This is a genomic window from Fusobacteriaceae bacterium, assembly GCA_031272775.1.
Taxonomy (GTDB): domain Bacteria; phylum Fusobacteriota; class Fusobacteriia; order Fusobacteriales; family Fusobacteriaceae; genus JAISST01.
The window spans coordinates 60,438-81,565 of the sequence record JAISTB010000014.1 but is presented as its reverse complement, the minus strand read 5'-3'; the positions used below and the strand labels follow the sequence as shown (position 1 = coordinate 81,565).

At 54.6% G+C, this 21,128-nt stretch carries 22 protein-coding genes and 1 tRNA gene; 5 read left to right on the top strand and 18 right to left on the bottom strand.

Features of this window, described 5'->3' with window-relative positions; genetic code table 11:
* Window positions 1–6: 6 nt before the first annotated feature.
* From LBQ97_04305 to LBQ97_04295, 3 genes are all read right to left on the bottom strand, one after another.
* Window positions 7–744: a TIGR02757 family protein gene (locus tag LBQ97_04305; protein MDR1831941.1), complete on the bottom strand. Its 738-nt coding sequence runs from the start codon at window positions 742–744 to the stop codon at window positions 7–9.
* A 16-nt stretch (window positions 745–760) separates the two neighbouring features.
* On the bottom strand, window positions 761–1,933 hold the full coding sequence (locus LBQ97_04300; protein ID MDR1831940.1) for a DUF362 domain-containing protein: 1,173 nt from the start codon (window positions 1,931–1,933) through the stop codon (window positions 761–763).
* A gap of 142 nt (window positions 1,934–2,075) precedes the next feature.
* A tRNA-Ser gene (locus tag LBQ97_04295) sits at window positions 2,076–2,164 on the bottom strand.
* A gap of 175 nt (window positions 2,165–2,339) precedes the next feature.
* Here LBQ97_04295 and LBQ97_04290 point away from each other — a divergent pair.
* Window positions 2,340–3,431, top strand: a complete 1,092-nt coding sequence (locus LBQ97_04290) for an antitoxin (GenBank protein ID MDR1831939.1) — start codon at window positions 2,340–2,342, stop codon at window positions 3,429–3,431.
* A 68-nt stretch (window positions 3,432–3,499) separates the two neighbouring features.
* Entirely contained in the window at window positions 3,500–4,732 is a 1,233-nt protein-coding gene (locus LBQ97_04285) for a 6-phosphofructokinase (protein ID MDR1831938.1), read from the top strand.
* 112 nt (window positions 4,733–4,844) lie between these two features.
* On the opposite strand, the gene LBQ97_04280 is transcribed toward LBQ97_04285, so the two are convergent.
* From LBQ97_04280 to proB, 15 genes are all read right to left on the bottom strand, one after another.
* Window positions 4,845–6,827 carry an alpha/beta hydrolase gene (locus tag LBQ97_04280; protein ID MDR1831937.1) on the bottom strand — a complete coding sequence of 661 codons (1,983 nt, stop codon included), beginning with the start codon at window positions 6,825–6,827 and terminating at the stop codon, window positions 4,845–4,847.
* Window positions 6,828–6,849: 22 nt separating this feature from the next.
* Window positions 6,850–8,139, bottom strand: a complete 1,290-nt coding sequence (locus LBQ97_04275) for a TRAP transporter large permease (protein MDR1831936.1) — start codon at window positions 8,137–8,139, stop codon at window positions 6,850–6,852.
* A gap of 1 nt (window position 8,140) precedes the next feature.
* Window positions 8,141–8,623, bottom strand: a complete 483-nt coding sequence (locus LBQ97_04270; GenBank protein MDR1831935.1) for a TRAP transporter small permease subunit — start codon at window positions 8,621–8,623, stop codon at window positions 8,141–8,143.
* 87 nt (window positions 8,624–8,710) lie between these two features.
* A complete protein-coding gene (gene dctP, locus LBQ97_04265) occupies window positions 8,711–9,688 on the bottom strand; it encodes a TRAP transporter substrate-binding protein DctP (protein MDR1831934.1) in 978 nt (325 codons plus the stop codon).
* Between the two features lie 249 nt (window positions 9,689–9,937).
* A complete protein-coding gene (rplQ, locus tag LBQ97_04260; protein ID MDR1831933.1) occupies window positions 9,938–10,288 on the bottom strand; it encodes a 50S ribosomal protein L17 in 351 nt (116 codons plus the stop codon).
* A 19-nt stretch (window positions 10,289–10,307) separates the two neighbouring features.
* A complete protein-coding gene (locus tag LBQ97_04255) occupies window positions 10,308–11,285 on the bottom strand; it encodes a DNA-directed RNA polymerase subunit alpha (GenBank protein MDR1831932.1) in 978 nt (325 codons plus the stop codon).
* A gap of 28 nt (window positions 11,286–11,313) precedes the next feature.
* The gene (gene rpsD, locus LBQ97_04250) at window positions 11,314–11,901 is read right to left on the bottom strand and encodes a 30S ribosomal protein S4 (GenBank protein MDR1831931.1); all 588 of its coding nucleotides are present in this window, start codon (window positions 11,899–11,901) and stop codon (window positions 11,314–11,316) included.
* 87 nt (window positions 11,902–11,988) lie between these two features.
* Window positions 11,989–12,378 (bottom strand): 30S ribosomal protein S11, encoded by a 390-nt coding sequence (gene rpsK, locus LBQ97_04245; GenBank protein MDR1831930.1) that lies wholly within the window; start codon window positions 12,376–12,378, stop codon window positions 11,989–11,991.
* A 15-nt stretch (window positions 12,379–12,393) separates the two neighbouring features.
* Complete coding sequence (gene rpsM / locus LBQ97_04240) at window positions 12,394–12,750, bottom strand: 30S ribosomal protein S13 (GenBank protein ID MDR1831929.1); 357 nt, start codon at window positions 12,748–12,750, stop codon at window positions 12,394–12,396.
* 202 nt (window positions 12,751–12,952) lie between these two features.
* Window positions 12,953–13,066, bottom strand: coding sequence for a 50S ribosomal protein L36 (gene rpmJ / locus LBQ97_04235; protein ID MDR1831928.1), 114 nt, complete (start codon window positions 13,064–13,066; stop codon window positions 12,953–12,955).
* A 47-nt stretch (window positions 13,067–13,113) separates the two neighbouring features.
* Entirely contained in the window at window positions 13,114–13,335 is a 222-nt protein-coding gene (gene infA, locus LBQ97_04230; protein ID MDR1831927.1) for a translation initiation factor IF-1, read from the bottom strand.
* 106 nt (window positions 13,336–13,441) lie between these two features.
* Entirely contained in the window at window positions 13,442–14,206 is a 765-nt protein-coding gene (gene map, locus LBQ97_04225) for a type I methionyl aminopeptidase (protein ID MDR1831926.1), read from the bottom strand.
* 37 nt (window positions 14,207–14,243) lie between these two features.
* Entirely contained in the window at window positions 14,244–14,885 is a 642-nt protein-coding gene (locus tag LBQ97_04220; GenBank protein ID MDR1831925.1) for an adenylate kinase, read from the bottom strand.
* Window positions 14,886–14,920: 35 nt separating this feature from the next.
* A complete protein-coding gene (locus tag LBQ97_04215; protein ID MDR1831924.1) occupies window positions 14,921–16,165 on the bottom strand; it encodes a glutamate-5-semialdehyde dehydrogenase in 1,245 nt (414 codons plus the stop codon).
* A 1-nt stretch (window position 16,166) separates the two neighbouring features.
* Complete coding sequence (gene proB / locus LBQ97_04210) at window positions 16,167–16,979, bottom strand: glutamate 5-kinase (GenBank protein ID MDR1831923.1); 813 nt, start codon at window positions 16,977–16,979, stop codon at window positions 16,167–16,169.
* Between the two features lie 344 nt (window positions 16,980–17,323).
* Between proB and LBQ97_04205 the strand changes: the two genes are divergently transcribed.
* The 3 genes from LBQ97_04205 to LBQ97_04195 are packed head-to-tail and all read left to right on the top strand — an operon-like array spanning window position 17,324 to window position 21,050.
* A complete protein-coding gene (locus tag LBQ97_04205) occupies window positions 17,324–19,258 on the top strand; it encodes a TRAP transporter fused permease subunit (GenBank protein MDR1831922.1) in 1,935 nt (644 codons plus the stop codon).
* Between the two features lie 4 nt (window positions 19,259–19,262).
* Window positions 19,263–20,225 carry a TAXI family TRAP transporter solute-binding subunit gene (locus LBQ97_04200; GenBank protein MDR1831921.1) on the top strand — a complete coding sequence of 321 codons (963 nt, stop codon included), beginning with the start codon at window positions 19,263–19,265 and terminating at the stop codon, window positions 20,223–20,225.
* Window positions 20,226–20,276: 51 nt separating this feature from the next.
* Window positions 20,277–21,050, top strand: coding sequence for a transporter substrate-binding domain-containing protein (locus tag LBQ97_04195; protein MDR1831920.1), 774 nt, complete (start codon window positions 20,277–20,279; stop codon window positions 21,048–21,050).
* Window positions 21,051–21,128: the final 78 nt, after the last annotated feature.

The window sequence follows — 21,128 nt, the reverse complement described above, 5'->3', positions numbered from 1 at the left end:
GCTGACTCATAGCCGCTCCGCGATCCCGGCGCCGAAGAGGGCAAAATCGTATTTGACGGGATCTTCGGGGCAAAACCCGCGTAAAACCGCGGTCAATTCCTGTACGGCCTGCCGGTCGTTCTGTTTGCGTTGCAAAAGTGACAGACGGCGGGCCGTATTTCCCGCGTGCACATCGAGGGGAATAAAAAGGTCCGCCGGGGAAAGACAGTCCCAGACGCCCAGATCCACAATGCCGTCTTGCCGAACAAGCCAGCGCAGGGCGAGGTTGATCCGCTTCAGGGCCGTTTTTTCAAAATTGACCGGCATACATTTGGGATTGACGCGGCCGTCGTTGGCCCGGGTCATTTCCGCCTGCAGCGCCCGGGCGACGTCCCAAGGCGTTTTTACTCTTTTCCGCTTGAGAAAGGCGTTCATGCTCCGGTTCTGCTCGTAGATCAGCCGGAAACCGCGCAGCATATGGGCCATATCGCCTTCAAAAAACGTGCGGTGAATATTTCCCGCGCCCAATTTTTCATATGCGCCTTCCATCACAAAGTCATAGGGGCTTTGGCCCAATTTTTCAAGCATTTTCTCGCAGCTTGACAAAATGGCTTTCCTGTTGCCCCAGGTCACAGACGCAACCAAAAATGCCGTGATTTCAATGTCCTGCAGCTTTTTGCAGCGGCGGGGGAATTTCACGGGATCCGTATCGATGAAGGCTTTTGTGTTGTAGCGCCGAACCAGTCTGTCCAAAACTCTTTTCATAAAAATATCCTTTTTTTCAGTATCTGGCGCCGATTTCTTTCCCTACGACGGCCTCAACCACATAGGAATTGTTGGGCGGGCAGCCGGGCACAAAGACCCCTTTTTCGGCGAGCGCTTTGGCGCAGATGCCGACGACGATCAGCTGTTCTTTGGCAAGACCAGCGGGGATTCTTTCGGCCTTTAAGGGCCCGCAGACGATGCATTTGTCCTTGAGACAGGACTCGAGATTTTGGGTCTTGAGGTCCATCAAGACGCTGACGACCGTATTCCGGCAGCCGGTACAGGTCCCTTCGTCAAAAAGCAGCTCAAAGGGCGGCAGCCCCTCGATCTTTGTCTCGCAGGCCCGCACGAAGCGGCGCGCCACATCGGCAATGGGAACGCCCCGGATTTCGATTTTCGAAAGGTCCATCTCCCCGAGACCCCGGGCGTTGGCGCTGACCGTGATGGGCACATCCCGCGGTTCGTAACCCACGATTTTGCCGCCCACGGCGTCGGCCGCCACGATATCCGTGGACGCGATGATGAGGCCCATGGGAACGGGATTGCCGAATATGGGGCCGAGCCCCTCCTGGCCCACGGTCCCGTCGATGACCGTGAGGACCGGCTTGAATACCGTCAGGAGATCGACGACCCCTTCGATGACGCCATAGCGGTGAAAGTCCTTTTTGTGGGCGTCAGAGATCAAGCCTTTCATATTTTTCATGCCCAGCGTCACTTCCGTCTGGTCATGGGTCTTCAGTACCGGAACGCTGATAAAGGCGTCGGCCTTCGTGACAAGCGCCCAGGTCCGCATTTCATCAAAGACTTTCCCCTTTCCTGGGACTTTCGCGAGGACAGGGGTTTCTTTCTTGAGATCGATGACCTCGTAGCCCTGCTCCCGTAGGATGGTATATTCCGCTTTTTCGATCACTTTTTCCGTATCGACGCCGGCGGCCGATGACTCCGCGATAATGGGTCTCGCGCCCGCCTCCTTGACGAGATCGGCCACGGCCTTCGTCACTTCCCAGCGGGTTATGGCGCCCGTGAGCCGTTCAGGCGGAACGGCCACCCAATTGGGTTTTACGATGACGGTCCAGCCCGGTTTCACCACGGCGGACATGCCCCCCGCCTCCCGCACCGCTTCCCTTACCGCCTGCGCGATGGCTTTCTCCTCTTCCCCTTTTGTTCTGACGATGGAAACTACGCTCATAACACCCCTCCTTCTGATCAAATTCGATTGACAAGCCTGAAATCTTGTGTTTCAGCCAAATTTGCCCCCGTTTGCCGGAAAATAAAACAAAAGCGACCCTGATCCCTGAAAACGTTCATGTCTGGTTCGCGTTATGTTCAAATGGCGGAAAGGGGGGGATTCGAACCCCCGATACCCGGAGGGTATGCATGTTTTCGAGACATGTGCCTTCAACCGCTCGGCCACCTTTCCATCCGATATTTGTCCCGGCTCTAAAAAGTATACCAGTTTCCCGGCTTGCTGTCAAGGGGAAGCGGAAAATTTTTCCGCAATAAACGGCAAATTCTCCCTCAACCCTTGACATTTTTTGCGGTAAGTGGCATAATATAAGGAAAACGCAGTTCCTGAAACAAAAAGGAGGACGAAAATGGACAATCTGATCATGACCGTAGGAACGAAGCTTGTGGAGGACTATAAAGAGGCCCGGGCCTCAAAAAGCAGTCCGGTCGCCGACGATATTCTCGAGTACTTTGAGAAAAAAAACGGGGATATTCTCAGCGACTCCAGCGTCAGTCCCGAAGCCTTCGCCCTGAAAAACATGCTCGACAAGGGTTTTTTTTCCGGAAAACGGATCTTTTTGGTCGTTCACGATTCCGAAAACGGAAAACTGGCCGCCGAGGTGCTGGAGAAAATCATCAAAAAGCACAAATTGGGCGAAACGACGGAAAAAAAGATCATTTACAAGCTGAACAAGCGGAATCATCTGGATTTTCGCGTATACGGCCTCAGGGCCCTGATCGAGGAGATCAACGCCATTATCAATGAAAAAGTCGGCAATCGCGTGAATGTCGGCGTCTGTACGGTGGGCGGCTACAAGGCCGAAATCTTTATCGTGGGCATGATGGCCCAGATCCTTCATGTCCGTTCGTATTTCATGTTCGATGAATTTTCAGAGATCACGGAAATATCGCCATTTCCCGTACGAATTGACTATAATTATTATTGGGAACACCGGGAATTTTTCGATACATTCCGGAACACGGACTATGTCCCGCCGGAAAAAGTGGCGCATTTTTTAGCCGAAGACACAAGGATGCTGGATTTTATCGAACGCCTCGAAATCAACGGCAAGGAGATGATCTCCCTTTCGGCCTTCGGCGAATTCTACACGAAGATCTCCACGGACACGAGTCATCTGCCCAATTACCGCACAGCCTGGTCGCCCTATGACAAGGACGTGATCCTCCGGACCGATATGCTGCCCGAGCTCGATATCATCGTCAATTCCCTCAAGAGCTCCCCTTACGTCAACAAGCTTGTCCTCACCTATTTCAACCCCGATCGGAACGCGACTTCTTCCCGCTTTTACCTCGTGACCAACGCGAAAAACGATCAGATCATTTCCCTTGAGTATGCCTGCAAGAACGGCATCGCGGGGATCGATATCTATACCGTCGGCAGTACGGAAAAAGAACTGCGTTCCCTTGTCGCCTATTTCAACGACAGCTTTATCTATTGATCGCCACAACGGGCCCGCCGGAGCGCGGTGACCCGAAATTTCAATTATCAGCGGAGGTATGAAAGGAAATGAAAAGAAACATCATCGTCGGGCAGTCGGGCGGACCGACCGCCGTCATCAACTCCAGTCTCGCGGGGGTGTACAAAACCGCGAAAGACAGAGGCTTCCAAAAGATCTACGGGATGCTTCACGGCATCCAGGGATTTTTGGACGAACAATACGTGGATTTGTCCACCCAAATCAAAAACGAGCTGGACAGCGAGATTCTGAAGCGTACCCCTTCGGCCTTTCTGGGGTCCTGCCGCTTCAAACTGCCGGAAATCCATGAAAACAAGCAAATGTACGAAAAGATTTTCGAAATTCTGAACAAACTGGAAATCGAAGGCTTTATCTATATCGGCGGCAACGATTCCATGGATACGATCAAAAAATTATACGATTACGCGATTCTGTTCGGGCACGAGCAGAAATTTATCGGCGTCCCCAAGACCATCGACAACGACCTGGCCCTGACGGACCATACGCCGGGTTACGGCAGCGCCGCCAAATACATCGGGACCTCGGTCAAGGAACTCATCCGGGACGGCGTGGGTCTGAGCTACAAAAAAGACGTGATCACCATCGTGGAGATCATGGGGAGAAACGCCGGCTGGCTCACGGGCGCCTCCGCCCTCTCCAGGGGCGAGGACTGCGACGGGCCCGATCTGATCTACCTGCCGGAATTGCCTTTCGATCCCGGAGCCTTCATCGAAAAAGTCAAGGCGCTGTTTAAGAAGAAGCATTCGCTGGTCGTCTGCGTTTCCGAAGGCATCAAGCTCAAGGACGGGCGCTATGTCTGCGACGTCGCTTCGTCCAGCGATTACGTGGACGCCTTCGGTCACAAACAGCTTTCGGGCACCGCCAACTATCTGGCGAGCTTTGTGGCGGGGGAATTGGGCGTCAAGACCAGGAGCATCGAACTTTCCACGCTGCAGCGGAGCGCCTCCCATCTGTCGTCGCGGATCGACGTCAACGAGGCCTTCATGGTGGGCGGAGCGGCCGTCAAAGCCGCCGATGAAGGAGAAAGCGGCAAAATGGTCGTTATCGACCGGGTCTCCGACGATCCCTACCAGTGCTCCACGGGGATCTACGACGTGCACAAGATCGCCAATGACGAAAAACTGGTGCCGAGGAACTGGATCACCGAAGACGGGACCTATGTGACCCACGAATTTATCGATTATGTGACCCCGCTGATTCAGGGCGACGTGCCGCCGGTGATGGTCGAGGGGATTCCCCGCCATCTCGTGCTGATCAGATAAAGAAGCGAAGGCCCGTCCGGGAACAACTTATCGGAAAACGATCCATCACAAAATGGGGCGCGCGGTTGCGCCGCCCCATTTTGAATTATTCGCGCAAGGCTCTTGGAAGGATTTACAAAATCCGCCCCACATTGGCGCCGCACACGGCGAGGAACGTGGAGAAGAGTCCGACCAGCATGGCGCCGGCCCATACGTTGCCGGTTTTTTTGTAAAATACCCGGGTCAGGACCGTTCCGGCCGGTACCGAGAAGAACGAAGCGTAGAGGACGATGCCGCTGTAGCAGTTGGGCAGCCCGCCGCCCGTCAGTCCCGCCGCAGCCAGAGCCCCTACGGGGACGGCCCCTTTGGCCGCCGCCGTTCCCGGTACGAAGAACAGCAGCTGATAGCCGGTTTTGTAGAGCACTTGATAGTTTACAAACTGGAACAAAGCGAGACCGCCTACGCTCACGACGAGCATCAGGAGGAAATTCTGCCATTCCTTGAGGCCGTTGACGCGCGTAATGCTGTTCAGGAGCACGCCGCTGATCAGGGCGTACACGAAGAAGAACAGGAAGTATTTGATGAATCTGCCCCATTTGTCCGCGCTCATGGCTTTGATGTAGAATTTGTAGAAGCCGAATTCCATGCCGGTCGCGGCGTGGAAAATGTGAACGACGATATAGAAGATCACGAAGACCACGATGGCCAGCAGAATGGATTTTCCGATTTTTTCGGGCGATACGGTCAGGCCCGTACTGGAGAATTTACCGCCGTTGGGTTTCGCGATCAGGAAATAGATCACCGCGAAGAGCGCGATCATAATGGCCCCGTGCACGACGTTAAAGACAACCGCGCCGTTTACCACGGGCAGGTTCCAGAAATTCGTAGTCGGAAACTTGATCTGGGGCGCGATGACATTGGCCCAGGTCGCGTGAACGCGGATTTCATTGGCCCAAGTAAAGAGAAAGGCGGGCACGAGGAAGGAAAACACATAAAAGGCCGTATACATGCCTTTGGCCTTCCCGTCGTGGAGCGTGATGAGACTTACGGGTTCCGGCTGCACGATGGGTTTGAAAAACGCCGTTTGCAGCAGGGTCATGCCGAGGGCGATCATCAGCAAAACAAAGCCCGCGAGCATCATGGACGCGCCGATCACCTTGTAATGCCAGATTTGGTCGGTGTAGGGAAGTTTTTCGGCGAGTTTCCCCCCGCAGAGCGAGAGGTCGAAAAACTCGAGGGTTCTCGCGGCGGCCAGACCGTTGAAGCAGAGGAAGGAATGCGTGTTGTCCTGGATCCACCCGATTCTCAGCTTGCCTTCTTCTCCGGCTTGTATGGCCTGCTCGCGGGTCAGGGGCGTGTCGCTCCCGTAGGCGTAGAGCGTGTCGTACTCGGGGGCTTCTATGCCGACCATGGCCTTGAAGGCCTTGGTGTTTTTGTAATCGGAGGCCTTGGGGATGCCCCAGAGCATAATCGCGAATTCATCCCAGCGGCCGACGCTTACGCCGTAGTCAATCGGGTAGGCGTTCAGAGGTTCGACGCCTTCCTTGGTCAGCTTCGGCGAATTGGCCTGAAGGAAGACGGCCTTGGGCGTGATGATCGAAGGATCGGTCTCATGGGCCTGGTAGGACCGGAGGGTCGAGCCCCGGGAATTTTCCGCGCCCATGGAATGGCCGGTTACGCCGATCTTCGTCTTGTCCACATAGGGCAGTTTCCCAAAATATTGGACAACGGAGTAAATCCCGTAGTCGCCGGTGGTGGCGTCGGCTTTTTTCAGGGGCGTGGGCGCGCCCGAAGTCCCGTGGTCATAGCCGTCCATGGCCATCACGACGAGACCTCTGCGCGAGAGTTCGATGGCGTCCAGTTCCAGCGCGTCCGTGGACGAAGAATAGCCGTGGTTGACGATGACACCCGGAGCGGGATTTTCCGCCGTCACCCCATTGGGAATATAGACTATCCCCCGGAGCGGAGCGCCGTTGTCATCGGTAAATTCCACTTCCTCAATGCGTACGGTTCCTTTCGACGTCCAGATATAACGGGAAATAAACGCGCCGATAATCAGGAGAACAAGAGAGAGAACGAGGAGTATCAAAGGTTTTTTGCACTTTGCGTTTTCCATAATTACCTCCTTTTTTCATCTGTTATTTACCAAAAATCATGTTCGGTATCCAGGTTACGACGCCGGGAAAGAACACAAGGATTGCCAGTTCGAGAATCACCGCGCCCAGGAAGGGCAGCGATTCTTTCGTATATTCCTCCACAGGGCAGTCGATGATGCCGCAGACCGTGTAGAGGGCCGAGCCGATGGGAGGTGTCATCACCCCCAGAGTCACCATGGTCGCCATGAGGACGCCGAAATGCACGGGATCGATCCCCATTTGCTTGACCATGGGGAGGAATATGGGCGTCAGCAGCAGGAAATTGACGTTGCTGTCCACGAACATGCCCGAGATAAAGAGGAAGCCCAGCATCAGGAGCACCATGATCTGCGGGTTTGTCGTTATGCCGAACAGGAACCGGCTTAAGACGACCGGTACCCGCACCCAGGTGATCGCGTAGCTGAAGGGGCCCGACATGGCGATAATAAGCATGATGGCGCCGTTATCTTTGATCGTCGTTACGAGGGCTTCCTTGAAGGTCTGCCACGTGAGCTTTTTATAGACGAATTTTCCGATCACGAGGGCGTAGACGACGGCGAAGGCCCCCGATTCCGACGGCGTGAAGAGACCGAAGCGGATTCCGAAGATCAGGATGATCGGGAACATCAGGGCCCAGGCGGAATCCTTGAGGTTGTCCAGGAGTTCTTTCATCGTGAGCTTTGGCGCGTCGGCCTTGGGCGGATCGTAGCGCTTGAGTCGGCTCGTGACGCTGGTGGTCGCCATCAGGAAGGCCATCATCAGGATTCCGGGGATGATTCCCCCCGCGAAGAGCCGTGCGATGGAGACTTCCCCGACAAAGCCGAAAATAATGAGCCCCAGGCTCGGCGGGATCGTGGCCGTAATCAGGGCCGTGAGGCAGTTGACCGAGCAGATATAGCCTTTGCTGTAACCGATCCGCATCATCTCCGGAGCGAGGATCCGGGTCTCCATGGCGGCGTCCGCCGTGGCCGAGCCCGATACGCCCCCCATGAGCGTACTCAAGACAACGCTGATCTGGGCCGTTCCGCCATACATGCGCCGGGTCAAAAGCCGCGCGAGGCTCAGCAGATGCTCCGTAATGCCCGAAACGTTCATGAGATTCCCCGCGAAAATAAAGAAGGGGACAGCCAGAAAGGCGAAAGACTGGCTCTGAAGCACGACCATCTGCACGGCTCCCTCAAAGGGCAGAATGGCCTGGGACGCGAAATAGGCGAAACCGGCGATCCCGATCACGAAAGCAATCGGCATGCCGAGAACGAGAAAAATCACAAAGCAGGAGATCAGTAAGCCCATGCTATCGCCCACCTCCCGTTTGGCCGTAACGCCCGACGGCGCCGCGGATTTTGAGGATTGTCGAGATGACCATGGAAGCGGCCGGAAGCGCCAATCCCAGCGTGACCAATGAGTAAGGGATCGGCATGGACTGGTAGGTCCGGACCCGTTCGGTCCAGGCGAGGCGCATGCCGAAAATAAAGATCACGGCCATCGTAATGAGAATGATAACGTAAATCAGGATTTCGACGCCTCTTTGCACGCGTTCGGGAAAATTCCGGGTAAAGAGATCAATCCCCACCAACTGCCCGCTCCGCCAGGCGATATCGGCCCCCATAAAGGCCGTCCAGGCCAAGAGCAGCATGGCCAGGTCGATATTCCAGGAAAGAGATACCCGAAACATGCGCAATATGGCCGATAGAAAGACGAAGGCAATCAGAAACATGAAGCCCGCGCAACACAAAACGACCTCAATCTTGCAAAAGGCCGCGTAGATTTTTTTCATAGGACCTCCGTATTTGCAAACAGAGGAGTTCGCTGGCGGGGATTATCCCCGCCGCTCCCTCCTCAGGATTTTTTGCGTTGTCGCGTCTTACAGGCCCAGTTCTTTGAACAATCTGTCTTTGAGCCCTTCGGTGAATTTCAGATCGTTGTTCGTATACAGGGGCGCGATGGCGTCCTGCCACTCCTTCAGATCCACTTCGGTGATCGTCTCGCCCTTTTCCTTCATCTGATCGTAGAATTTCGTCTCTTCCGACGCGATGATCAGGCTGTATTCGGTGGCGGTCTCCCGGATCGTCTTCAGGAAAAATTCCCGGTCCTCGGCGGACATGCCGTCCAGCAGCTTTGTGGAGCAGACGAAAGAGCTCTGCAACATATAGTGCTTTGTCAGCGTCAGGTATTTGGCGACTTCGTAGATGGCCGAGCCGTAAGCCGTGGCGACCTGCACTTCGCAGCCGTCCAGGGTCTTCTGTTGGATGCCGGGGAGCACTTCGCCCCAGGTAATGCCGATATTGGCGAAGCCGAAATATTTGGCCAGGGCGTTGCCGATGGCGTTGCCGAATCCCCTGATCCGCAGACCTTTAAGGTCGGCGACTTTGGCCACGGGTTTTGTCGTGTAGAAGCTCCGGAAGCCGTTGTACATGTCGGCCGCGAAATAAATCCCCTGGGCCTTCAGTTTTTCCTGCCACTCATTGAAAAGGGGCGTCTCGGGCAATTTTGTCAGGACCGCGGGATCCGTGAGGATATAGGGGGCCATGAGGATATTGAGATCGGGAATGTTGAACTGGCTGGCCAGTCTCCCGGGGTCCGAGGGAACCACCAGGGGTACGCCCATCTTGGCCTGGGTCACAAGGGCGTCCGTATCTCCGGAAAGGGCGCCGTTTACGAGAACCGTCGCCTCAAATTTGCCGCTGGCGACCAGCTTGTCGGCCACGGCCTGCATCATCCGGCTCTGACCCGTGGTGGCCGCTTCCGTCCCCGCGAAGGTCACCGCGATCTTCTTCGCGAAGAGCGCGCCCGAAAGCATAAACAAACAAAGTCCCGTGATCCACATTTTTTTCAATTTCATCGTTTTCTCCTCCTGATATTACCATAGTATATGTATCAAATCAGAACGTTGCGCGAAATTTTGTATACAATGTATTCTAAATCTGTACACTATGATATTACCACAATTTTGCCCGCCTGTCAAGAGAGCGGGAATCTTTTTGTTCACCGGACAGACAAAAGCCTTTCCATTTTTCCGGTAAATAAAAAACGCTCTCCGCGGGCGTAACCTTACCCCCGTTCAGAGCGTTTTCTTCATGGACAAGCGGTTTTATACCAACTCGAGAATGGCCATTTCCGCCGAATCTCCGGAGCGGACCGATGTTTTCACGATTCGTGTGTAGCCGCCGTTTCTTTCGGCGTATTTCGGCGCGATATCCGAAAACAGTTTTGCCACGGCATATTCGTTCCGAAGGAAGGCAAAGGCGTTCCTGCGGGAAGCCAGCGTATTTTTCTTGCCGAAGGTGATCATCCGTTCTACAAATTTGCGGACTTCCTTGGCCCGGGTCACCGTGGTCTCCACCCGTTCGTGCACGAGCACGGAGACGGACATGTTCTTCAGCATGGCCATCCTGTGGTCGGCTCTTCTGCCCAATTTGCGATACGATTTATTGTGATTCATTTCCGTTTCTCCTCCTTAATTAGTTTTCTCCGGATCCGTTTTGCGACAGATCGTAACCCAATTCCTTCATTTTCTCAAGGATTTCGTCCAGCGATTTTCTCCCTAAATTTCTGATTTTCAGGAGCTCGCCCATGGAGAGCTTGGCCAGTTGGCTGACCTCTTCGATGCCGGCCTTTTTCAGACAGTTGAAGGACCGGACGGTCAGATCCAGCTCCTCGATCTTGGCGCTCAGGACGCTCTCTTCTTTTTTCGGCTCTTCCTGGGGCTCTTCTTCTTCGCTCTCGCCGCGCAGGTTCTCCATCTTGGTGCCGATCTCGAGGAAGGGCGCGAAGTGCAGCTGCAACAGCTCTATGGCATAGGAAATGGCGTCTCTGATCTCCACGCTGCCGTCGGTCTCGATGTCGATGGTCAGCTTGTCGAAATCCGTCATCCGGCCGACCATGGTATCTTTGACGTTGTAGGCCACCTTCCGGATCGGCGTATAGATGGCGTCCACGGCGATGTAGTCCACGGGCCAGTCCTTTCTGTCGATTTCGTCCGATACGACGAAGCCTTCGCCGGTATCCACGAGAAATTCGATGTCCAGTTCCCGGTCTGTGGTGATGTCGCAGATCACCTGTTCGGGGTTGACGATTTCCAATCCGAGGTCGGGGATGATATCCGCCGCCGTCACGACTTTCGGCCCCTTGACAGAGAGCGTCATGCGCTTTTCGCCGGCGCTTTCCGCCTTGACCACGATCTCTTTGACATTGAGTACGATTTCCGTCACGGCCTCTTTGATGCCCTCAATCACCGAAAATTCGCTTAATACTCCTTCGATGCGAATCCCTTTGATCGCGGCGCCCGGAATAGAAGAAAGCAAAACTCTACGCAAGGCATTCCCAACTGTGTTCCCATATCCCCGGTATAGCGGTTCCACTACATATGACCCCTTAAACGCGCTCTCTTTATTCTCAGTAATATGAATTCCTCTCGCTTGCTTTTCTATTTTTAACATTTAATCAACTCCCTAAATAAAAGTGTTATTATCTGGAATAGAATTCTACGATCAGGGATTCATTCAGGTCAAAATCCAGGTCCTCTTTTGTGGGGTTTTGTAAAATTTTTCCGGTAAAAGCACTTTTATCCAATTCCATCCACGCGGGAATTCTTGACTCTTCCAGAGCCTCTTTGATCACGACGAGGTTTTTGGAATTTTCCACAACGGAAATCACGTCTCCGACTTTCACCCGGTAAGAGGGGATATCCACCCGTCTGCCGTTTACGGTGATGTGTCCGTGACTGACGATCTGCCGCGCCTGCCGCCGCGTCTTGGCAAAGCCCAGGCGGTATACGACGTTTTCGAGCCGCCGTTCGAGGTACTCGATGAGGGTCAAGCCCGTTACGCCCAGCTTTCTGGCCGCTTCCTCGTATAATTTGTGGAACTGTTTTTCCATGACGTTATAAATAAATTTCGCTTTTTGCTTTTCTTTCAACTGAATCGCGTATTCCGTCGGTTTTTTGTTGGCGTTGGGCCGGATACCTCTCCGGGAGGATTTGCTGACACCCAAAACCACGGGATCCAAACCGAGAGCCCGGCATTTTTTCAATATCGGCGTTCTATTTCTTGCCATCTTGTGTTTTTCCTCCTTAATCTGAATTGAACTGCTCTGTGTGATTCCGTCCCCAAAGGACGTCCGAATAGTCCCTTCCGGGCAAAACTACACCCGTCTTCTCTTGGGCGGTCTGCACCCGTTGTGGGGGAAGGGCGTTACGTCTGTGATCTTGGTCACTTCGAGGCCTGTGGCCTGGATGGAGCGGATACAGGCTTCCCGGCCCGAGCCCGGTCCCTTGACCTTGACTTCCACTTTGCGCATGCCGTTGTCTTTGGCGATGTTGGCCGCCTGTTCGGCCGCGATCTGGGCCGCGAAGGGCGTTCCCTTCTTTGTGCCCTTGAAGCCGGACGTTCCGCCGGATCTCCAGCTCACTACCCGTCCTTCGGGATCCGTGATGGCAATGATGGTATTGTTGAACGTGGAATGGATATGAACGACGCCCACGGGAATGTTCTTCGTCTTTTTCTTCACTTTCGCTACTGGTTTCTTAGCCAACTTTTGACCTCCTCCTTATTTCTTGATGGGTTTCTTGGGACCCTTGGCCGTTCTCGCGTTACGCTTCGTGTGCTGCCCTCTGACGGGGAGCCCCACTTTGTGCCGCAAGCCTCTGTAACACTTGATGTCCATCAGACGTTTTACGGACAGTCTGACTTCCTTCTTCAGGTCACCCTCAACCCGGACGTCTTTGATGGCTTCCCGGATTTTGTTGACTTCTTCTTCCGTCAGGTCTTTGACCCGCGTGTCAAAGTTGACGCCGGTATCTTTCAATATTTTCTGCGATGTCGGTCTCCCGATTCCGTAGATATAAGTCAAAGCGATTTCGACTCTCTTGTTTCTGGGGATATCGACCCCTGCTATTCTTGCCAAACTTTTTCCTCCTTGGTCATTGATCAGAAATCAATCTATTTTACCTGTAAATAAAAACAGGCAGAAATACTTTCCTCGACATGGTCCCGCAAATCGCGTGATTTTCCGGGATAACGGCCCTACGGCGCGCCATGTCTTTACAATAGAATTGTCCGTTTTCAAGATTTTGTTTGATTGTCAATTGCCGCCTCGCGTCGCCGCATCAGCCCTGTACCTGTTTGTGTTTCGGATTTTCGCAGATGACCCGGATTTTTCCGTGCCGTTTGATGATCTTGCATTTGTCGCACATGGGTTTGATCGATACTCTTACTTTCAACGGTGTTCGCCTCCTTTTTCTCTGGTTTTCGTTCTGTTTTCTGATGGTTAATTTTTCTTTCTGTACACGATCCGTCCTCTTGACAGGTCATAGGGGGAGATCTGTACGGTTACCGTATCTCCCGGCAGGATCTTGATGTAGTTCATGCGCATCTTGCCGGAAATGTGGCCTAATATCGTGTGCCCGTTCTCCAGTTCAATTTTGAACATAGCATTGGGAAGGGCCTCGACGATCGTCCCTTCTAATTCGATTACATCTTTCTTCGACATGTTTCCTCCGATCGAATAGAAATACATAGTATTATACCATTTTATTTGGAATAAGTCCAGCGTTTCGTGAGAAAATTTATGGTTTTTTTCAATTTTTTGTGCCTTCTCAGTCCTCGATGCTCAGTATCAGAGGTTTTCCGTCTACGATCGCAATGGAGTGCTCAAAATGGGCTGATTTTTTGCCGTCCCTGGCGACGACGGTCCAGCCGTCGGCAAGAAGCGCGATCTTATAACTTCCCGCGTTGACCATGGGCTCGATGGCGAGGACCATACCGTTTTCGATTTTCATGCCCCGCGCGGCCCTGCCGTAATTGGGAATCACAGGATCTTCGTGGATATCGTTGCCGACGCCGTGCCCCGCGTATTCCCGGATAACGGAAAAGCCCTGTTGTTCAACCCAGCGCTGGATCGCGTGGCTGATGTCCCCGATCCGATTGCCCGCAACGGCCTGAGCGATTCCGATTTCCCTGGCTTTTTCCGTGACTTCAAGGAGTTTTTTGGCGGCTTCGTCGATTTCCCCCACGGGGTAGGTGATCGCCGCATCCCCGTAATAACCGTTCAGTTCCGTGCAGCTGTCGATGCTGATCACGTCTCCGGCCCGGAGCTTTCTCCCGCCGGGTATGCCGTGGATGACCTCCTCGTTGACGGAGATGCAGCAGGCCGCCGGAAAGGGCTGTACGGCCCCCGGGACGCCGATGCAGGCCGGCCTCGCTCCTTGCGAGCGGATATAATCGTCGGCGATTGCGTTGATTTCGCCTGTCGTGACGCCCGGCCGGATATGGGGCGGCAGGATGTCCCGGTACAGGCGGGCCAGAATTTCGTTTGCCTTTTTGATTTTTTTGATTTCATCCAATGTTTTGATCAATGCCATGAAAAATTGTTCTCCGATCCTCGCTCCGTTCCGGGTTTCAGCCCAGCAGCGCGAAAATTTCTTGGGTCACCCGGGCCACGTCCTTTGTTCCGTCCAGTTCCGCCAGGAGACCTTTTTCCTTGTAGTAATGAAAGACGGGGGCCGTCTGTTTGTGGTATTCGACGAGTCGCTTTCCTATGGTTTCGGCGTTGTCGTCTTTTCTCGTAAAGAGCTCCCCGCCGCAGAGATCGCAGATCCCTTCTTTTTTCGGCGTGGAAAATTTGACGTGAAAGGAAGCGCCGCAGGATTTGCAGACCCGCCGCCCCGTTACCCGCTCGGCGATCAGCTCGTCGGGGACATTGAGGGAAATGACTTTGTCGAGGGTCTTCCCCATTTCCTTCATCAGGACGTCCAGAGCCTCGGCCTGGGGCAGCGTCCGGGGGAAGCCGTCCAAAATGAAGCCCTTGCGGCAGTCGTCCTTGACGAGCCGTTCGCGGATGACGCCGATCATGGTCTCGTCGGGCACGAGTTTCCCCTCCCCCATGTAGCGTTTGGCCTCAAGCCCCATGGGTGTCCCTTCGGCTACGGCCGCTCGCAGGATATCGCCCGTGGATACCTGGGGAATACCGTATCTTTCCTCGATGAATTTTGCCTGTGTGCCCTTGCCGGCGCCCGGCGCTCCAAACAGCATAATATTCATAGTGATCCACTCCCTGGCGTCCCGGGACGCCGCGTTTATTTCCGGATTTGTCCGTTTCCGTAGATGACGTATTTTGTGCTCGTGAGTTCTTTGAGCCCCATGGGACCCCTCGCGTGCAATTTTTGCGTACTGATCCCGATTTCGGCCCCGAAGCCGAATTCCCCGCCGTCGGTAAAGCGCGTGGAGGCGTTGACGTAGACGGCCGCCGCGTCGATTTCGTTGAGGAAACGCTGGGCGTTGCCGTAATGCTCGGTGATGATGGCTTCCGAGTGCTTCGTGCTGTAGCGTCCGATGTGGGCGATGGCCTCGTCGAGATCTTTGACGACCTTGATGGCGATAATATAGTCTTCATATTCCGTATACCAGTCCTCTTCCGTGGCCGGAATCACCTCGGGGACCACGGCGGCGATCCTGTCGTCGCCGCGGATTTCGACGCCTTTTTCCCGCAGGGCCGCCGCGATCACAGGCGCGAAGTCCTGATAGATCGCCTCGTGGATCAGGAGCTTTTCCATGGCGTTACAGACCCCCGGCCGCTGGGTCTTGGCGTTGATAATAATCGGGACCGCCTTTTGGGGGTCGCCGCTTTCATCCATGAAGACATGACAGTTGCCGAGCCCCGTTTCGATACAGGGGACGGAGCTGTTTTGAATGACGCTCGAAATGAGGTTGGCGCCGCCTCTGGGGATCAGGACGTCCACATATTCCCGGAGACCCATGAGCTTTGCCGCCGTTTCATGGCTCGTGTCGGAGAGGATCTGGACGGCGTCTGGATTGACGCCGCTTTGCGCGAGGGCTTCCCTGAGGATTTCCACGATTTTGAGGTTTGTCCCGATGGCTTCTTTGCCGCCTCTGAGGATCGTCGCGTTTCCGGCTTTGAGGCAGAGGCCGAAGGCGTCCGAAGTCACGTTGGGCCGGGACTCATAGATGATGGCGATGACGCCCAGGGGGACCCGCCTTTGCCCTAAAATGAGGCCGTTGGGAAGCGTCTTGGTCAGGACGTATTCGCCCACGGGATCGTTCAAGGCCGCCACGTCCCGGAGGCCCTTGGCCAAATCGGCAATTCGTTTTTCCGTCAGCGTAAGCCTGTCGATAAAGGCGCTTTTGACTTTGTTCCGGACAGCCGCCCCGACGTCTTTTAGATTTTCCGCAAGCAACTCCGCCGAGCGGGCAACGAGGGCGTCAGCTGCCTGCCGGAGCGCATTATTTTTTTTGTCCGTTGAGCATTGGGCCAGTTCAGCGGCCGCTTTTTTCGCGGCCTGCCCGATCATTTCCAGCGTCATTTTATTCCCCCTTGACATCAAAGATGGTGCCGAGATCTTTTCCGCCGATGAGATCAAGGATTCCCGCGGGATCAGAGCCGTCGAGAATCGCCATGAGAACTCCGTGTTCGTAGCACAGTTCCGCGGCCGCGATCTTTGTCTCCATGCCGCCCACGCTGAATGTGCTCCCCTTGCCGCCCGAGACGTCGGCCACTTCCTTTGAGATCTTCGGGACATAGGGGATCCGTTTCGCTCCGGGATTTGTCTTGGGATTGCTGTCGTAGAGCGCGTCGATATCGGTCATGAGGATCAAAAGATCCGCGTTGAGGATGGAGGCGACGCCCGCCGACAGGATATCGTTATCGGAAAAACCGATTTCGTCCGTGGAAATCGTATCATTGTTGTTGACGATCGGAAGGACGCCGAAGCGGAGCAGGGTGGCGAAGGTGTTGCGGGTATTGGTCTTGCGCTCCCCGTCTTTGAAGTCGTCTTTCGTCAAAAGAATCTGGGCCGTCGTCTGATTGTATTGGCCGAAAAAATTCTGGTAGATCTGCATGAGGGCGGCCTGTCCGATGGCCGCCGCGGCCTGTTTTTCCTCGGCCACCGTGGGTCGTTTGCGGAAATTCAGCTTTGTGGCCCCTACGCCGATGGCGCCTGAGGTGACGAGAATCAACTCCCGTCCTTCGTTGATCAGCGCCGTCAGGACCCAACTGAGCTTATTGATCAGCTCGAGGTTGATTTTGCCGTTGCTGTGGGTCAGGGTGGATGTGCCGACCTTGACCACGATTTTCTTTGCTTTTTTCAATTTTGTTTTTGCTTTTTCGAGATTTTGCATGTTAACCGTCCGAGTATTCATTTTTTGTTACCACCTTTATTATACAGGATCTTTGAAATTTTTGCACGAAATTTTCGTATTTTTCCCGATGAAAACAAAAGCGCGCAAGCAGACCGAACAGGTTTTTCCCCGGTGTGCGCCGGAATTTGCGAAAAGGGGGCTTTTTCAGAAAAGCGGGGCGAACAAAGATTTTTTTTTAATTGTGGGCTGTACCCTTTTTTCCGGATGTGCTATGATATGAGACATACCGGCGCAATTTTTTCGGTGAACATATAGGGAAAATTTCTCTTTTGTGATATAATATAGCCATATTTTCGAAAATCAAACATCGCGGAGGATACCAATTGGCACAGCAAAACATAGAAGAAATCGCGCAAAAACTCCTGGAGGAAAAGGACGCCGACGCGCGGACGCGCATATACGAGGGGCCTTTCGCCAAGCTTCTTGTGGGCCTTCTGGCGGCCTGGGCCCTGTTGCAGGTCTGGGTCAATGTCCGGACCATCAACGCCATGAGCCTCAGAATGGGCCATTGCATGTTTCTCATCATCTTCACGCTCCTCTTGTATCCGACGGTCAAAAAAGAACGCAAACGCCGGACGGCGCCTCCCCTGTGGGATCTGGTTCTCGTCGCGCTGACCGTCCTGACGTTCGGGTATATGATCGTGAATTATCCGAGAGTCGCCCGGAGCATGGGCTTTTTCACAAAATTTGAGTATATTGTCGCAGCAGCCGCGATCCTGCTGGTCTTTGAGGCCGCAAGGCGGGCGTCGACCAGTCTCGCCGTCCTCGGACTCGTCTTTTTTCTCTACAATTTTATCGGGAAATACATCCCCGGTAGTCTCGGACACAACGGATTTTCCCTGCGCCGGGTCCTGAGCCACCTCTCCTGGGGCAGTCAGGGAATTTTCGGCGTCGGGATCGGCGTTTCGGCAAGCTATATTTTTCTCTTTGTGCTCTTCGGGGCCTTTCTCAAATACAGCGGATTCAGCAAGTTCATCAACGACGTGGCCATGACGCTCGTGGGAAGATCGCCGGGGGGGCCCGCCAAGGTCGCCGTCGTGGCAAGCGCCCTGATCGGCATGATCAACGGATCCGCCGTGGCCAATGTGGTAACAACCGGGACCATTACGATCCCCCTGATGAAGGAAACCGGCTACCGCAGCGAATTCGCGGCGGCCGTGGAAGCGGTGGCGTCCACCGGAGGGCAGTTCTGCCCGCCCATCATGGGGGCCGTGGGCTTCGTCATGGCGGAATTTTTGGGGATGAGCTACAGCAAGGTCATGGTTGCGGCGGCGATTCCCGCCTTTCTCTATTATCTTTCGCTGATGTTTGCCGTGCATTTCGAGGCCAAACGGCTGGGACTCAAGGGACTTTCGCCCGAAAATATTCCCGGCGCTCTGGAAGTCATCAAAAAGGAAGGTCATCTCGTGATTCCCCTCGCGGTCCTGATGGCCATGATGTTTATGGGTTACACGCCGCTTTACGCGGCCGTTTACGCGATCATCGCGACGGTGCTCGCGGCGGCCTTCCGGAAGGAAACGCGGATGTCCCCGGCCGTCATTCTGAAAGCCCTGGACGAAGGGGCCAGAGGCGCTGTCGGCGTCGGGATTTCCTGCGTCGTAATCGGGATCATCATCGGGACGGTGTCTCTGACGAGCCTCGGGCTTTCCATGGGCTACGTGATCCTTTCGGTCGTCGGGAAGGACCAGCTCTATCTGGGCGGCCTCATGGTCATGATCATGAGTACGATCTTGGGCATGGGCGTCCCCGGCGTCGCGGCTTACGTGATTGTGGTGGCCGTGGCGATTCCCGTTTTGATCGATATCGGCGTGTTGCCTGTGGCGGCCCACATGTTCTGCCTGATCTACGCCTGCCTGTCCAATATCACGCCTCCCGTCGCCATGAGTTCCTATGTGGCCGCGGGTCTCGCGGGCGCCAATCAGACAAAGACGTCCTTTATCGCGATGAAATTGGGCATGACCGGCTTTCTTGTCCCCTTTTTCTTTCTGGGGAATCCGGTCCTTTTGATCGGGGCGACGGACGCGCCCTTCCTGACGACGGCGCAAGCCGCGGCGACGGCGACGATCGGCGTCATCGGCCTGACCGCGGCCCTTCAGGGCATGTTTTTCCGGAAACTGGGCTGGCCCGTGCGCGCCGCGCTGTTTGTGGCCGCCCTCTGTACGATCAGCCCCGAAAGGATTTCTGATGTCGCCGGCCTCATCTTGTTCGCAGTGATTTTTATCATTCAAATATACCAAAAAAAGAAGGAGATGGAATAACATCATGAGAAAACTGTTCTGCAAAATTTGTGTACTGATCCTCGTTTTACTGGCAGGCGCGACAGCCTTTGCCAAATCTACGGTAACGATCAATTTCCCCACGGCCGCCACAACCGGCGCCCTCTATCCGCTGGGGGCCGCCATCACCAACCTCTGGACGACAAAAATTGACTATGTGAAAGCCAGTTCCCAGGCCTCGGGCGGCGGCGTCGAAAATCTGAACCTTCTCGCCATGGGGGAAGCCCAGGTCAGCATCGCGATCAGCTCCAACTGCTATGAGTCCTACACGGGAACCGGGACCTTTGACGGACGGAAAAACGAGAAATTCCGCGTGATCGGCGGGCTGTACTACAACCCCAACCAGGTCATCGTCACGAAGGCCTCGGGCATCGACAGCCTCGCCAAGATGAAGGGCGCCCACTTTGCCACAGGCGCCGTCGGAAGCTCCACCGAAGGGGAATCGAAGAACCATTTTACCGCCGCCGGACTGAAGTATCCCGACGACATCAAAGTGGAAAACATCGGCTTTACGGAAGCCGTCGACATGATCCGGAACAAGCAGCTTGACGGGGCCTGGATCATGGCCGCCCTCGGCAACGCCGCCGTGACGGAAGCCACCTCCACTGCGGGCGCCGTGATCCTCAACATCGACGACGCCGTGATCGCCAATCTGCAAAAAGATTATCCCTGGTACGCCAAACTCACGATCCCCGCGGGGACTTACGCCGGGCAGGACAAGGACATCCAGACGACGGCCATCAAAATGGTCATGTTCACGACGGCGGATTTGAGCGAGCAGACCGTCTATGACCTCACCAAGGTATTCTGGGAAAATGTGGAGAAACTGGCCGAGAGCAACAAAGGTCTCACCGGCGTCAAAGCCGCCGACGCCGTCAGCGATATCGCCAATCTGCCGCTCCACCCGGGCGCCGAAAAATATTACAAAGAAATCGGCGTACTCAAATAAAATCGTGTAAAAAAGCAACAAAAAAATAACTGTTATAGCAAGGGGGTTACCATGAAAAAAAGTTTGAGAAATGTGCTGATTGCGGTATTGGTCGTGCTGACCGCCGCCTGCGCCTACGCGGGGGACCGTTTGGACGCGATTCTTTCCAAAAAAGTGCTGCGGGTGGGAACACCCGGGGATTACAGGCCCTTTTCCATGCTGACCGACGGAAAATACGAGGGTTATGACATCGATGTCATCGAGCTCATCGCGAAGGAACTGGGCGTCACGGTCGAGTATGTGCCGACGGTCTGGAAGAATCTCCTGACCGACCTCAAAGAGGACAAGTACGACCTTGCCCTGGGCGGCATCACGAGAAATCCGACCCGGGTTTCCCAGTACGAGTTTCTGCCGGGATACGCGCCCTTCGGTAAAGTGGCCCTGATTCGAAAAACGGACAAGGACAAGTACACGACGCTGGAAAGCATGAACAAGCCCGAAGTCCGCGTGATCAAGAACCCGGGCGGGACAAACGAGGCCTTTGTGCTGGCCAATCTCACGGGAGCGACGGTTTCCACCCACGAAAAGAACGCCGAGATTCCGGGATTGATCGCCGAGGGAAAAGGGGACGTCATGATCACGGAAACCTTTGAGGCGCTGCTTTACGCGCAAAAAGACGACAGGCTCTACGCGGCTTTTATCGATAAACCGCTGACGCCGATCAACAAGTTGGGCTTTATGATCCAGAAGGACGATCCCGACTATGTGCGCGTGCTGAATTTTCTCTGGGATCTTTTGGAGACCCGGGGAGAACTGCAGAAAGCCGCCGACAAGTGGTTGAAGTAAGAAAAACCCTAAAAAAAGGCTGCCGCCAACCGCGGCGGCCTTTTTTAATCTATACTATTTTTGTGGCGCGAAAATTAA